This window comes from Curtobacterium sp. MCPF17_050, assembly GCF_003224435.2.
Lineage (GTDB): Bacteria > Actinomycetota > Actinomycetes > Actinomycetales > Microbacteriaceae > Curtobacterium.
Map to the genome: position 1 here is coordinate 1,032,951 of NZ_CP126250.1, position 13,358 is coordinate 1,046,308.

Genomic DNA, 13,358 nt, shown 5'->3' on the forward strand with positions numbered 1-13,358 from the left:
ATCCCTTGGCCACCAGCACCGTCGACAAGGTGAGCGACACCCGCGTCAAGCTCACCGTGAACGTGACGCCGGAAGATCTCAAGCCGAGCATCGACCACGCGTACAAGCACATCGCCGAGCAGATCAACATCCCCGGCTTCCGCAAGGGCAAGGTCCCGCCGGCGATCGTCGACCAGCGTGTCGGCCGCGGCGAGGTCCTGAACCACGCCGTCGGTGACGCCATCGACACCTTCTACCGCCAGGCGGTGGACGAGCAGGAGCTGCGCATCCTCGGCCGTGCCGAGGCCGACGTCGCCGAGCTCCCGAACGTCAAGGACTTCTCCGGCGACCTCGTCCTCACCTTCGAGGTGGACGTGCGTCCCGAGTTCGACCTGCCCGACTACGGCTCCATGGAGATCGAGGTCGACGCGGTCGAGGTCTCCGACGAGGAGATCGACGAGGAACTGCAGAACCTCCGCACGCGCTTCGGCACGCTCGTGACCGTGGACCGTCCGGCCAAGGTCGGCGACTTCGCGCAGCTCGACCTCACCGCCACCATCGGTGACGACGAGGTCGACTCGGCCACCGGCGTCTCCTACGAGATCGGCTCGGGCGACCTGCTCGAGGGCATCGACGAGGCGCTCGAGTCGCTCACCGCCGGCGAGTCCACCACCTTCGAGTCGAAGCTCGTCGGTGGCGACCGCGAGGGCGAGACCGCCCAGATCGCCGTGACCGTCACCGCCGTCAAGGAGCGCGAGCTCCCCGAGGCCGACGACGAGTTCGCCCAGATCGCCAGCCAGTTCGACACGCTCGACGAGCTCAAGGTCGACCTCAAGGAGCAGATCGCCAAGTCGAAGACCTTCGGCCAGGGCGCTGCCGCTCGGGACAAGCTCGTCGAGCAGCTCCTCGAGTCGGTCGAGATCCCGATCTCGGAGAAGCTCATCGAGGACGAGGTGCACCGTCACCTCGAGCAGGAGAACCGCCTCGAGGACGACGAGCACCGCAAGGAGGTCGCCGAGTCCAGCGAGAAGGCGTTCCGCTCGCAGATCCTGCTCGACTCCATCGCCGAGAAGGAGCAGATCCAGGTCTCGCAGGAGGAGCTCACGCAGTACCTGATCCAGGCCGCTGCCCAGTACGGCATGGAGCCCGCCGAGTTCATCAAGGTGATCGACCAGAACGGCCAGATCCCCGGCATGGTCGGCGAGGTCGCCCGCTCGAAGGCCGTCGCGACGGTCTTGTCGAAGGTCACCGTGAAGGACACGGCCGGCAACCCGGTCGACCTCTCCGCGTTCACCGCGGGTGTCGCCCAGGGCGACGACGTCGACGCGGACGAGTCCGACGACGAGTCGGCCGAGGCCGACGCGAAGTAGTCGCGACCATCCTCACGAACGGGAGGCACGGTGCCAGCTGGCACCGTGCCTCCCGTTCGTGTTCCCGCACGTTCCGACCGTGTTCCCGGTCTGCCTGACCGCCGACAGCGAACACACGAGACCACGTGCGTTGCAACCGATAAGTTCGACAACAAGCGACAACTGAACGGGAGCTTTTCCATGGCCGAAGCAACACTGAACCCCAGTGTTTTTGACCGCCTTCTGAGAGACCGGATCGTGTGGCTCGGCTCCGAGGTCCGCGACGACAACTCGAACGAGATCGCAGCCAAGCTGCTGCTCCTCGCCGCCGAGGACCCTGAGAAGGACATCTACCTCTACATCAACTCGCCCGGTGGTTCGATCACCGCCGGCATGGCGATCTACGACACGATGCAGTTCGTGCCGAACGACATCGTCACGGTGGGCATCGGTCTCGCCGCGTCGATGGGGCAGTTCCTGCTCTCGTCCGGCACGCCCGGCAAGCGCTACATCACGCCGAACGCGCGCGTGCTCCTGCACCAGCCGTCCGGTGGCTTCGGTGGTACCGCCGCCGACATCCAGACGCAGGCGAAGGTCATCCTCGACATGAAGCAGCGGATGGCCGAGCTCACGGCTGAGCAGACCGGCAAGTCCATCGAGCAGATCCTGAAGGACAACGACCGCGACAACTGGTTCTCGGCACAGGAAGCCCTCGAGTACGGCTTCGTCGACCACCTGCGCGCCTCGTCCGCCGAGGTCGTCGGTGGTGGTGGCACCGTCAGCGACGGCGAGACCCCCACGCCGGCCGCCGAGCCCGACGCCCAGTCCTGATCCCCACCGAAGAAAAGGAAACGAGAATGCATCTCCCCATGCTCGGTGGCGCGCAGAACGTCCCGGCTCCCACCGACCGGTACATCCTCCCGAGCTTCGAAGAGCGCACGGCCTACGGCTACAAGCGGCAGGACCCGTACGCGAAGCTGTTCGAGGACCGCATCGTGTTCCTCGGCGTGCAGGTCGACGACGCGTCGGCTGACGACGTCATGGCCCAGCTGCTCGTGCTCGAGTCGATGGACCCGGACCGCGACATCGTGATGTACATCAACTCGCCCGGTGGCTCGTTCACCGCGATGACGGCGATCTACGACACGATGCAGTACATCCGCCCGCAGATCCAGACGGTCTGCCTCGGTCAGGCCGCATCGGCCGCGTCGGTGCTCCTCGCCGGCGGGACCCCGGGCAAGCGCCTGGCGCTCCCGAACGCCCGCGTGCTCATCCACCAGCCCGCTGTCCAGCAGGGTGGCGGTCAGGCGTCCGACATCGAGATCCAGGCGGCGGAGATCCTCCGCATGCGCACCTGGCTCGAGGAGACGCTGTCGAAGCACTCCAACAAGACGCCGGAGCAGATCAACCACGACATCGAGCGCGACAAGATCATGTCCGCGCAGGAAGCGGTGGAGTACGGCCTGATCGACCAGGTCCTCACCAGCCGCAAGAACCTGCCGGCGCTCGTCAAGTAGCGCGACACGACGACGGCCCCGTACCGGATCGGTACGGGGCCGTCGTCGTGTCCGGGGTGGTCCGGCTCAGCCCTCGTCGGGGTCGTCGGCGGCAGGCGCCGGGCGACGACGGACGAGCAGGAGCACGGCGACCGCCGCAGCCACGACGACGAGGCCACCCGCGCCGATCCACAGGGCGTCGGACGCGGTGGACGACGTCGTGCCGGACTCGGTGCCCGTCGTGCTCGCGGCCGCTGACGACCCACCCGCGTCGGCGGCACACGTCGGCGGTTCCGTGGAGCCCGCTGCGGGGGAGAACCCGGCGGGCGCGTCCCACGTGAAGTCGTACGAGTCCGAGACCGTGTGCCCGTCCGCGGAGATGATCTGCCACTCAACGGTGTACTCCCCGGAGTCGCCGAGTGCGGCGGCGGTGGTCATCGTCGGACCGTCCACGTCGACGCAGCCGTCCTCGAAGTACTCCCCGTCCGGGCCGACCACGCGGAAGGCGAACCCGGAGTCGGTGTCGCCGATGTCGAGCAGGCGGTCGTTCGTGGTGATCGCGAACGACTCTGGCAGCTCGGTCAGGGTGCTGTCGGCCGCCGGGGTGGCGGAGACGAGGTAGTTGTGCGCGCTGGCGGGGGCAGCGAGCCCGAGGACCGCGCTGCCCGCGATCGCGAGCGCCGCGGCGGACGCGGCCACGAGCCTCCCGGCCCGACCGCGCACGTCCGCCGGGCGCGAGGCCGTCTGCGTGCCCGACGTCACTTCGTGCTGCCGCGACGGCGCGACGCGGCGACCGAGACGACGAGCGCGACGGCGCCGAGGAGCAGGCCACCGAGGCCGAGGAACCGGCCGACCAGGTCGGGGTCCGCCGGAGCGGTGGAGGACGCAGTGGAGGCGGTGGTCGCCGCCGACTCGCCGGACTCGGTGGACTCCGTGGCGCCGTGGGCGTGCTCGTCCTCCGCGGTGTCCGCCGCGGTCAGCGTGATCGTGGGCGCCGGGTGCTCGGGCTCGGCCTTGCCGGCCTCGGTCGTCTGGTCCCACTCGGTGGAGCCCTCCTCGCAGGTCTGCGAGACGGGCATCGCGACGGTGTCGCCGGCCGTGCCGTCCGGCAGGGCGAAGGAGAGCGCGAAGGTGTCGCGCTCGTCGGCGGGGAGCGGGGTCTTCGCGGTGTAGGTGACGCTCGTGACCCGCTCGGCCGCGGCTTCCGACTCGTCCTCGTCCGCCGCGGCACTGGGCGCCGTGTACGGCTCGGTCTCCTTCGTGATCGTCCAGTTCGGGTTGACCGTGGGCGTGACCTCGATGACGGACTCGGGGACGTGGAACCGGAGCTTCGTCGTGGGGGAACCGTCGCAGCCGTGCGGGACGGAGAACGTCACCGTGGTGTACGAGTTCGCCGCGGTCGAGGTGGCGTCCGCGCCGACGTGTGCGCTGGCAGCGGCCGCGGAGCCGAGGACGATCGCGGCGGCGACACCGAGGGTGGCGACGCCGCCGGTGGCGAGGCGCTTGTGCATGGTTCCTCCAGGAGCCGTTCTCTACAACTTGTAGAGCAACGGCGACCACGCTACCAGGCCGCCGACGCCGTGGGCGAACGCGGCCGGGGGTCCCGCGCTGTGTCGGCGGATGCGGTTAGGCTCGGTCCCACGACGACCTCGTGCACCGCACTGGCGGCGCGCGTCGACCAGGGAAGGCCGAGAGCATGGCACGCATCGGAGAGAGCGCCGACCTCCTGAAGTGCTCCTTCTGTGGGAAGAGCCAGAAGCAGGTACAGCAGTTGATCGCCGGCCCCGGCGTCTACATCTGTGACGAATGCGTCGAACTCTGCAACGAGATCATCGAGGAACGCCTCGCCGAAGCGGGGGAGGACACCGGCAGCGGCGAGTTCGACCTGCCGAAGCCCCGCGAGATCTTCGACTTCCTGCAGGAGTACGTCATCGGGCAGGACCCGGCCAAGCGTGCCCTCGCGGTGGCCGTCTACAACCACTACAAGCGCGTCCGTGCGCAGGGGCAGATCACCGCCGCCGAGGACCGCGACGACGTCGAGATCGCCAAGTCGAACATCCTGCTCATCGGTCCGACCGGCTGCGGCAAGACCTACCTGGCGCAGACCCTCGCGAAGCGGCTCAACGTGCCGTTCGCGGTCGCGGACGCCACCGCCCTGACCGAGGCCGGCTACGTGGGCGAGGACGTCGAGAACATCCTCCTCAAGCTCATCCAGGCCGCCGACTACGACGTCAAGCGCGCCGAGACCGGCATCATCTACATCGACGAGGTCGACAAGATCGCGCGGAAGGCCGAGAACCCCTCGATCACGCGCGACGTCTCCGGCGAGGGCGTCCAGCAGGCGCTCCTCAAGATCCTCGAGGGCACGGTCGCCTCCGTCCCGCCCCAGGGCGGCCGGAAGCACCCGCACCAGGAGTTCATCCAGATCGACACGACGAACGTCCTGTTCATCGTGGCCGGGGCGTTCGCCGGGCTCGAGGAGATCGTGTCCTCGCGCGTCGGCAAGCACGGCATCGGCTTCGGCGCGCAGCTGCACAGCCCGCTCGACCAGCAGGACCTGTACGCCGACGTCCTGCCGGAGGACCTGCACAAGTTCGGGCTCATCCCGGAGTTCATCGGTCGCCTGCCCGTCGTCACGACGGTGTCGAAGCTCGACCAGGCCGCGCTCATGCAGATCCTGACCGAGCCGAAGAACGCCCTCGTCCGGCAGTACCAGCGCATGTTCCAGATCGACGGCGTCGAGCTCGAGTTCGACCAGGGTGCGCTCGAGGCCATCGCGGACCTCGCCGTCCTGCGGCAGACGGGTGCTCGCGGCCTCCGGGCGATCATGGAAGAGGTCCTCGGGCCGATCATGTTCGACATCCCGTCGGACGACGACGTCGCTCGCGTGGTCATCAACCGGGCCACCGTGCTCGAGAACGCCGCGCCGACGATCGTCCCGCGGTCGCAGCCGAAGCGCGTCGAGAAGTCCGCGTAGCGGCGGCGACGGCAGCGGCGCACCGCCGTCGCCGCCGTCGCGCGGCCTACTCGTGCCCGCGGCCTACTCGAGCCCGCGGCGTCGCAGGAGCGGCCCGACCTCGGCGTCGCGGCCGCGGAAGGCGCGGTACGCCTCGAGCGGGTCCTTCGCCCCGCCGACGCCGAGCAGGAGACGGGCGAACCGCTCGCCGGCCTCGCGCGAGAGCCCGCCGTTGTCGCGGAACCACTCCACGGTGTCGGCGTCGAGCACCTCGCTCCAGATGTAGCCGTAGTACCCGGCGTCGTACCCGCCCGAGAACGTGTGCGCGAAGTACGTCGACGAGTAGCGGGGCGGGACGGCCGGGGCGTCGACGCCGGCGTCGGCCAGGGCCTGCCGTTCGAATGCCTCGACGTCGGTGACCGCGGCCGCTTCGGCAGCGGTGAGCCGGTGCCAGGCTTGGTCGAGCAGTGCGGCCGCCAGGTACTCGGTCGTGCCGAAGCCCTCGTTGAACCCCTCCGAGTCGCTGAGCCCGAGGACGAGTTCGGGCGGCATCGGCTCGCCGGTCTCGTAGTGCTTCGCGTAGTTCGCCAACACCGAGGGCCAGGTCACCCACATCTCGTTGACCTGCGACGGGAACTCGACGAAGTCACGCTCGACGTTCGTGCCGGAGAACCGCGGGTAGGTCGTGCGGGCGATCAACCCGTGCAGCGCGTGTCCGAACTCGTGGAACAGCGTCTCCACCTCGTCCTGCGTCAGGAGCGTGGCCGAACCCGCGGCGGGCTTCGGCACGTTGAGGTTGTTCACGACGACGGGGAGCGTGCCGAGCAGGTGCGACTGCTCCACGACGGGGTTCATCCACGCGCCGCCCCGCTTGCCGTCCCGCGTGTGCAGGTCGAGCAGGTACAGCCCCACGGGCTCGTCGTGCTCGTCGGTGACCTCGAACACGCGGACCTCGTCGTTGTAGCCACGGAGGTCGGGTCGTTCGGTGAACCGCAGGCCGTACAGGGCGGTGGCCGCGTGGAAGACGCCGTCGACCAGGACCCGGTCGGCTTCCAGGTAGGGGCGGAGCGTTCCGCTGTCGGCGGCGAACTGCTCACCACGCAGGACCTCGGTGGCGTACGCCCAGTCCCACGACTCGACCTCGTACCCGACGGTCCGCGACCGCACCGCCCGCTCGTCGCGTGCGTTGGCGGTGGCGGCCGGCACGAGCGACGACAGCAGCCCGGCGACGGCGTCGGGGTCGCCGGCGGTCTCGTCGGCCGTGACGACCGAGGCGTGGTCGCGGAACCCGAGCAGCTCCGCGCGCTCGGCACGGAGGCGCACGATCCGCAGCAGGACGTCGCGGTTGTCGAAGGCGTTGCCGCGTCGTCCGCGGGAGAGCGACGCCTCCATGATCCGCTGTCGGAGCCCGCGGTCGGTGAGCGTGGCGAGCCACGGGTGCCCGGTGTAGAGCGGCAGGGTGACGAGCCAGCCGTCCAAGCCGCGGTCGGCCGCTGCGGTGGCGGCCGCGGACAGTGCGCCGTCGTCGAGTCCGGCGAGCTCGGACTCGTCGGTGACGTGCACGGCCGCGTCGTTCGTGTCCTCGAGCAGGTTCCGCTCGAAGGTCGTCGTCAACGAGGAGAGCTCCTGGTTGACGGCGGTCAGTCGTTCCTTGCCGGCGTCGTCGAGTCCGGCGCCGGCGAGCGTCATCTCGGTCAGGGTGCGGTCGACGAGGCGTCGGTCCTCGTCCGACAGACCGGCAGTGTCCTCGAGGTCGTCGTGCACGGCCCGCACGCGCGCGTACAGGCGGGCGTCCAGCACGACGGCGTCACGGTGAGCGGCCAGGAGCGGGGACAGTTCGGCCTCGAGGTCGCGGAGCGCGTCGGTCGAGTCGGCCGAGGTGACGGTGGAGAAGACCATCTCGACCCGCTGCAGCAGCTGTCCGGACCGTTCGAGCGCGACGAGGGTGTTTTCGAACGTCGGCGGGTGCGGGTCGGTGGCGATCGCCTCCACCTCGGCGCGGTGCTCGGCCATCCCGGCGTCGAACGCCGGTCGGTAGTGCTCCGTCCGGACGTCGTCGAACGGCGGGAGGGCGTAGGGGAGAGTGCTCGGTTCGTCGAACGGAGTGGCCATCCCCACAACCTATCCACCGACCCGTGTCAGGGCGTGGCGGCGTCGATGAGGACCGCGGCTGCGCGCCGGGCGTGGACGGCAGCGTCGGGGGTGCCGGCGATCGCGGCGGTCGTCTGTGCCCCCTCGGCGAGGAGTGCGAGCTGCGCGGCGAGCTCCTCGGCGCGCTCGACGTCGGAGACGGCCTGCACGGCGAGTTCGCTGACGAAGCGCTGGAACGACTCCTTGTGCTCCCGGGCGATGGCCGCGACGGCCGGCGAGGTCGCACCGAGCTCACCGAACGCGTTGATGAACCCGCACCCGCGGAACGTGTCGTCGCCGAACCACGACTCGAGGAAGTCGTAGACGGCGAGCATCTTCGCGCGCGGGCCCTCCGCGGAGTCGACGGCCGCGCGGATGCCCCGCTCCCAGAGCCCGTGCCGCCCGGTCAGGACGGCGGCGACGAGCTGGTCCTTGCCGGGGAACGCGGCGTAGAGCTTCTTCAGCGAGACCCCGGCGGTCGTCCGGATCTCGTCCATGCCGACGGACTGGATGCCGCGCGCGTAGAACAGCGCATCGGCGGTGTCGACGATCCGTGCCGTCGTCTCCGGCTCGACCGTGCTCGTGGCCATGCGCACTCCGTCCGTCCACTGTCCGCCGGCCGGGCCCCGCGCCGGGAACGCTGGTTCTCCACTGTACGCCGCGGACCGTTCCCCCTGGGCTCCGCGTTCCCGTCAGTCCTCCGAACCCGCGTCGTCCGGGTCCGTCACCTGCGCGTGACCGAGCGGGTCGAGGTGGATCGACGTCCCGTCGTCCAGCTCGACCACGGGCTTGCCCTCCAGGAAGGTGAGCGTCCAGCGCCACGTCGACGCGTCGACCGATTGCGCCGCCAGGTCCTCCTCGACGCTGCGGACCGCGACGATCATCGTCTCGGGCAGCCGCGCGGGCGGCTCCGCACCGACGTTCCATCTCGTGCCCAACTCCATGTGTGCCTCCAGTCCGTGGGTGGCGGGGACGCAGGACGCCCCGCCCGTGTCTCCACGGTAACGGGGCGTCCTCGGTGTCCGGGTCGCAGCCCGGGTGCTCCGACTAGGCCGAGGGCTGCTCGGCCAGCTCGATCTCGGTGACCGCGAACTCGTCGCCGTCCACGAAGGCGAGGTCCTGGATGCGGCCGACGGCCGCCAGGTCCACGGCCGCGCGCTCCACCAGTTCGCGGAGGTCCGCGGGCGCCTGCACGACGGCCCGGGTGACGGGCGTCTTCTGGGACGCCTTCGCGGCCGTCTTCGCACCGCGGATGCCGATGAGCGCCTGCCCGACGGCGGCGAGCAGCCCGGTCTCGGCCTGGTCGACCGGCAGGTCGGCCCGCGTCGGCCAGGAGGCCCGGTGCACGCTGGTCTCGTGGGTCCAGGCCCAGACCTCCTCCGTCGCGTACGGGAGGAACGGGGCGAGCAGACGGAGCAGGACGTCGATCGCGCCCCGGAGCGCGAGCACCGCGCTCGCCTGGGTCTCGTGGGTCGCGTCCGCAGCGGTGCCGTACGCACGCTCCTTGACGAGCTCGAGGTAGTCGTCGCAGAAGGTCCAGAAGAACCGCTCGGTGATCTCGAGCGCACGGGCGTGGTCGTACGCCTCGAACGCGGCCGTCGCCTGGTCGACGACGGTGCCGAGCGCGGCGAGCATGTCGACGTCGAGCGCCTCCGTCACCCGGTGGGCGCCGGTGGGCAGCTCGAAGCCGTAGACGAACTTCGCCGCGTTGAGCACCTTGATCGCGAGACGACGGCCGACCTTGATCTGCTTCGGGTTCTGCGGGTCGAAGGCGGCATCGGTCCCGAGCTTCGACGAGGCCGCCCAGTACCGGACCGCGTCCGCCCCGTGCTGCTCGAGGATCGACAGCGGCGTGACGACGTTGCCCTTCGACTTCGACATCTTCTTGCGGTCGGGGTCGACGATGAAGCCGGAGATCGAGGCGTTCGTCCACGGAACCACGTCGGCCTCGAGCTGGCTGCGGAGCACGGTCGTGAACAGCCAGGTCCGGATGATGTCCTGCGCCTGCGGGCGGACGTCGTACGGGTACACCAGGCCGTAGAGCTCGGGGTCGGTCTCCCACTTGCCGGCGAGCTGCGGGGTGAGGGACGAGGTCGCCCAGGTGTCCATCACGTCGAGCTCGCCCTGGAAGCCACCGGCGACACCGCGCTGCGACTCGTCGTACCCGGGGGCCGGGTCGGACGACGGGTCGACGGGCAGCTGCGCCTCGGTCGGGACGATCGGCTGGTCGAAGACCGGGTTGCCGTCGGCGTCGAGCGGGTACCAGACCGGGATCGGCACGCCGAAGAAGCGCTGGCGGGAGATGAGCCAGTCGCCGGACAGGCCACCGACCCAGTTCTCGTACCGGACCTTCATGAAGTCGGGGTGGAACGCGATCTGGTTCCCCCGCTCGAGCAGGGTCGCCTTGAGCTGCTCGTCGCGGGCCCCGTTGACGATGTACCACTGGCGGGTGGAGACGATCTCGAGCGGCTTGTCGCCCTTCTCGAAGAACTTGACCGGGTGGTTGATCGTCTTCACGTCGCCGACGAGCTCGCCGGACGCGGTGAGGGCGTCCACGACGACCTTCTTGGCGGAGAACACCGTCTTGCCGGCCATCTCGGCGTAGAGCGCCCGGCCCTCGGTGGACTCGATCCACGCCGGCTCCTCGGAACGGATACGGCCGTCGAACCCGATCACGGAGCGGTTCGGCAGCTGCAGCTCGCGCCACCACACGACGTCGGTGGTGTCGCCGAACGTGCAGATCATCGCGATGCCGGCGCCCTTGTCCTTCTGCGCGAGGTGGTGCGCGAGCACCGGGACCTCGACGTCGAACAGCGGGGAGCGGACGGTCGTGCCGAACAGGTCCTGGAAGCGCTCGTCGTCCGGGTGCGCGACGAGGGCGACACACGCCGGCAGGAGCTCGGGGCGGGTGGTCTGGATGACGACGTCACCGCTGCCGTCGGACTTGTGGAAGGCGAGGCCGTGGTACGCGCCCGGCATCTCCTTGTCCTCGAGCTCCGCCTGGGCGACCGCGGTGCGGAACGTCACGTCCCACAGGGTCGGGGCGTCGGCCTGGTAGGCCTCGCCGCGCTCGAGGTTGCGGAGGAAGGCGCGCTGGGCGCTGGCACGCGAGGTCGCGTCGATCGTGCGGTACGACTGCGTCCAGTCGACGGAGAGCCCGAGGGTGCGGAAGAGCTCCTCGAACTGCTGCTCGTCCTGGACGGTCAGCTGGTCGCACAGCTCGATGAAGTTGCGACGCGAGATCGGCAGCTGGTCGGCGGCCTTGCTCGACTTGCCGTCGCCGCCCTCGAACGGCGGCGTGAAGTCGGGGTCGTAGGGGAGCGACGGGTCGCACCGGACGCCGTAGTAGTTCTGCACGCGACGCTCGGTGGGGAGCCCGTTGTCGTCCCAGCCCATCGGGTAGAACACGTGCTTGCCCCGCATGCGCTCGTACCGGGCCTTGAGGTCGGTGTGCGTGTACGAGAACACGTGCCCGATGTGCAGCGAACCCGAAGCGGTCGGCGGCGGGGTGTCGATCGAGTAGACGGCGGACCGGTCACCGGCGGCGGCGCGGTCGAACCGGTAGGTGCCGTCCTGCTCCCACTGCGGTCCCCAGACCTGCTCGAGTCCGTCCACCGATGGCTTGTCGGGCATGGGCTTGGTCATGGCTGCGCCTTCCGTTCGTATGTGCGGCACCGAGTCCGTGATGAGGTGCCTGAGTGTCCCCGCGCTCGACAGGGTCCCTCCAGCGTAGTGGTCGCCCCGTCGCCACAAGCCCGACTGGTAGGCTTCCGGGGTTTGTCCGGCGAGCGCGGCTCGCAGGTCGCCAGTGTCGCCGCCTCGTCGGACGCCCGAAGGACGCACAGCACACCGGAGGAACGACTTGCCAGCGAACGACACACCGACGCAGCCGCACGGGGACCGCCCGTTGCGGACGAAGGGCGCCGCCAAGCGCGCCCGGCGGAAGCTCACCGAGGACGACGTCACCGTCGTCGAGGAGTCGCTGCTCAAGCGTGCCGTCGCCGCGGCGGCGCTCGGCAACGCGATGGAGTGGTTCGACTTCGGCATCTTCGCCTACCTGACCGTCACCATCTCGAAGGTGTTCCTGCCGGCGGGCGACCCGACCTCGAACCTGGTCGCCACGTTCGGCTTCTTCGCCGCCGCGTTCATCGTCCGCCCGATCGGTGGCGCGGTGTTCGGCCCGATCGGCGACAAGATCGGCCGGCAGAAGGTCCTCGCGCTGACGATGATCCTGATGGCCGCGGGCACGCTGATGATCGGCCTGATCCCGTCCTACGACACGATCGGCTTCTGGGCGCCGGTGCTGCTGCTCGTCGCGCGGTTCGTGCAGGGCTTCTCGACGGGTGGTGAGTACGGCGGTGCCGCGACGTTCATCGCGGAGTACTCGCCCGACAAGCGCCGCGGCTTCATGGGCTCGTGGCTCGAGTTCGGCACGCTCGCCGGCTACGTGCTCGGCGCCTCGATCGTCACGGTCCTGCAGTACGCGATGCCCGAGGACGCCCTGCTGAGCTGGGGCTGGCGCATCCCGTTCATCGTGGCCGGGCCGCTCGGCCTCATCGGGCTGTACCTGCGGCTCAAGCTGGAGGAGACCCCGGCGTTCCAGAAGCAGCAGGAGCAGGCTGCCGAGCGCGAGTCGCAGAAGACCCCGTTCCTCAAGCTCTTCGCCGAGAACTGGCGCTCGCTCATCGTCTGCATCGGCCTCGTCCTGGTCTTCAACGTGACCGACTACATGCTCCTGTCGTACATGCCGACCTACCTCGAGACGAACCTCGGGCAGAACGCCACGTTCGGCCTCATCCTCATCGTCATCGTGATGATCCTCATGATGGTCGTCATCACGTTCGGCGGACGGCTGTCGGACCGGTTCGGTCGTCGCCCCGTGCTCGCCGCGGGATGCATCGGGTTCATCCTGCTGTCCTGGCCGGCGCTGAAGCTCGTGCAGACCGGCACCGGCCCCGGCGTCTTCGCCGGCCTGCTCATCCTCGGTCTGGTCCTCGTGACGTTCACGTCGACCATGCCGTCGACGCTCCCGGCGCTGTTCCCGACGATCATCCGCTACGGCGCGCTGGCCATCGCGTTCAACGTGTCGGTCTCCCTCTTCGGTGGCACCACGCCGCTGGCGACGCAGGCGCTCATCGCCGGAGCGAAGGACGCCGGCTTCGGCTGGGCCGAGGACATCCCGGCCTTCTACCTCATGCTCGCGGCCCTGATCGGGCTGGTCGCCGTGTACTTCACGAAGGAGACCGCGAGCTCACCGCTCATGGGCTCCGGCCCGACGGTCGCGCACGAGGACGAGGTCGCCGACGTCATCGCGGAGTACGACGACCCGACCTCGGAGCTCGCGCAGTCCGACTGGGCGAAGGACTTCTCGACGAGCCAGTTCCCGGTCATCCCTGAGGACGGCGGCGGGGCGAGCCAGGAGCAGGCACCCGCCGGTTCCTGACCCGC

General features: G+C 69.7%; 11 protein-coding genes. 5 read left to right on the forward strand and 6 right to left on the reverse strand.

Features of this window, described 5'->3' with window-relative positions:
• Positions 1-5: 5 nt before the first annotated feature.
• The 3 genes from tig to DEJ34_RS04960 all read left to right on the forward strand — a co-directional run bounded on the left by tig (position 6) and on the right by DEJ34_RS04960 (position 2,845).
• Entirely contained in the window at positions 6-1,349 is a 1,344-nt protein-coding gene (tig, locus tag DEJ34_RS04950) for a trigger factor (protein WP_110911640.1), read from the forward strand.
• 180 nt (positions 1,350-1,529) lie between these two features.
• Positions 1,530-2,159, forward strand: a complete 630-nt coding sequence (locus DEJ34_RS04955; protein ID WP_110823812.1) for an ATP-dependent Clp protease proteolytic subunit — start codon at positions 1,530-1,532, stop codon at positions 2,157-2,159.
• Between the two features lie 26 nt (positions 2,160-2,185).
• Positions 2,186-2,845 (forward strand): ATP-dependent Clp protease proteolytic subunit, encoded by a 660-nt coding sequence (locus DEJ34_RS04960; RefSeq protein ID WP_110823813.1) that lies wholly within the window; start codon positions 2,186-2,188, stop codon positions 2,843-2,845.
• 66 nt (positions 2,846-2,911) lie between these two features.
• On the opposite strand, the gene DEJ34_RS04965 is transcribed toward DEJ34_RS04960, so the two are convergent.
• Entirely contained in the window at positions 2,912-3,586 is a 675-nt protein-coding gene (locus DEJ34_RS04965; RefSeq protein ID WP_284180707.1) for a copper resistance CopC family protein, read from the reverse strand.
• The gene (locus DEJ34_RS04970) at positions 3,583-4,335 is read right to left on the reverse strand and encodes a YcnI family copper-binding membrane protein (protein WP_110911639.1); all 753 of its coding nucleotides are present in this window, start codon (positions 4,333-4,335) and stop codon (positions 3,583-3,585) included. Before DEJ34_RS04970 ends, DEJ34_RS04965 begins: the two co-directional genes overlap by 4 nt.
• A gap of 185 nt (positions 4,336-4,520) precedes the next feature.
• Here DEJ34_RS04970 and clpX point away from each other — a divergent pair, with 185 nt between their 5' ends.
• A complete protein-coding gene (gene clpX, locus DEJ34_RS04975; protein WP_110823815.1) occupies positions 4,521-5,801 on the forward strand; it encodes an ATP-dependent Clp protease ATP-binding subunit ClpX in 1,281 nt (426 codons plus the stop codon).
• 63 nt (positions 5,802-5,864) lie between these two features.
• On the opposite strand, the gene DEJ34_RS04980 is transcribed toward clpX, so the two are convergent.
• The 4 genes from DEJ34_RS04980 to valS all read right to left on the reverse strand — a co-directional run bounded on the left by DEJ34_RS04980 (position 5,865) and on the right by valS (position 11,555).
• Entirely contained in the window at positions 5,865-7,892 is a 2,028-nt protein-coding gene (locus DEJ34_RS04980) for a M3 family metallopeptidase (RefSeq protein ID WP_110911638.1), read from the reverse strand.
• Between the two features lie 26 nt (positions 7,893-7,918).
• Positions 7,919-8,500 (reverse strand): TetR/AcrR family transcriptional regulator, encoded by a 582-nt coding sequence (locus tag DEJ34_RS04985; protein WP_110823817.1) that lies wholly within the window; start codon positions 8,498-8,500, stop codon positions 7,919-7,921.
• Positions 8,501-8,602: 102 nt separating this feature from the next.
• Positions 8,603-8,854 carry a hypothetical protein gene (locus DEJ34_RS04990; RefSeq protein ID WP_110911637.1) on the reverse strand — a complete coding sequence of 84 codons (252 nt, stop codon included), beginning with the start codon at positions 8,852-8,854 and terminating at the stop codon, positions 8,603-8,605.
• Positions 8,855-8,957: 103 nt separating this feature from the next.
• Positions 8,958-11,555 (reverse strand): valine--tRNA ligase, encoded by a 2,598-nt coding sequence (gene valS / locus DEJ34_RS04995; protein WP_258368356.1) that lies wholly within the window; start codon positions 11,553-11,555, stop codon positions 8,958-8,960.
• Between the two features lie 217 nt (positions 11,556-11,772).
• On the opposite strand from valS, the gene proP reads away from it, so the two are divergent.
• Entirely contained in the window at positions 11,773-13,353 is a 1,581-nt protein-coding gene (gene proP, locus DEJ34_RS05000) for a glycine betaine/L-proline transporter ProP (RefSeq protein WP_258368355.1), read from the forward strand.
• Positions 13,354-13,358: the final 5 nt, after the last annotated feature.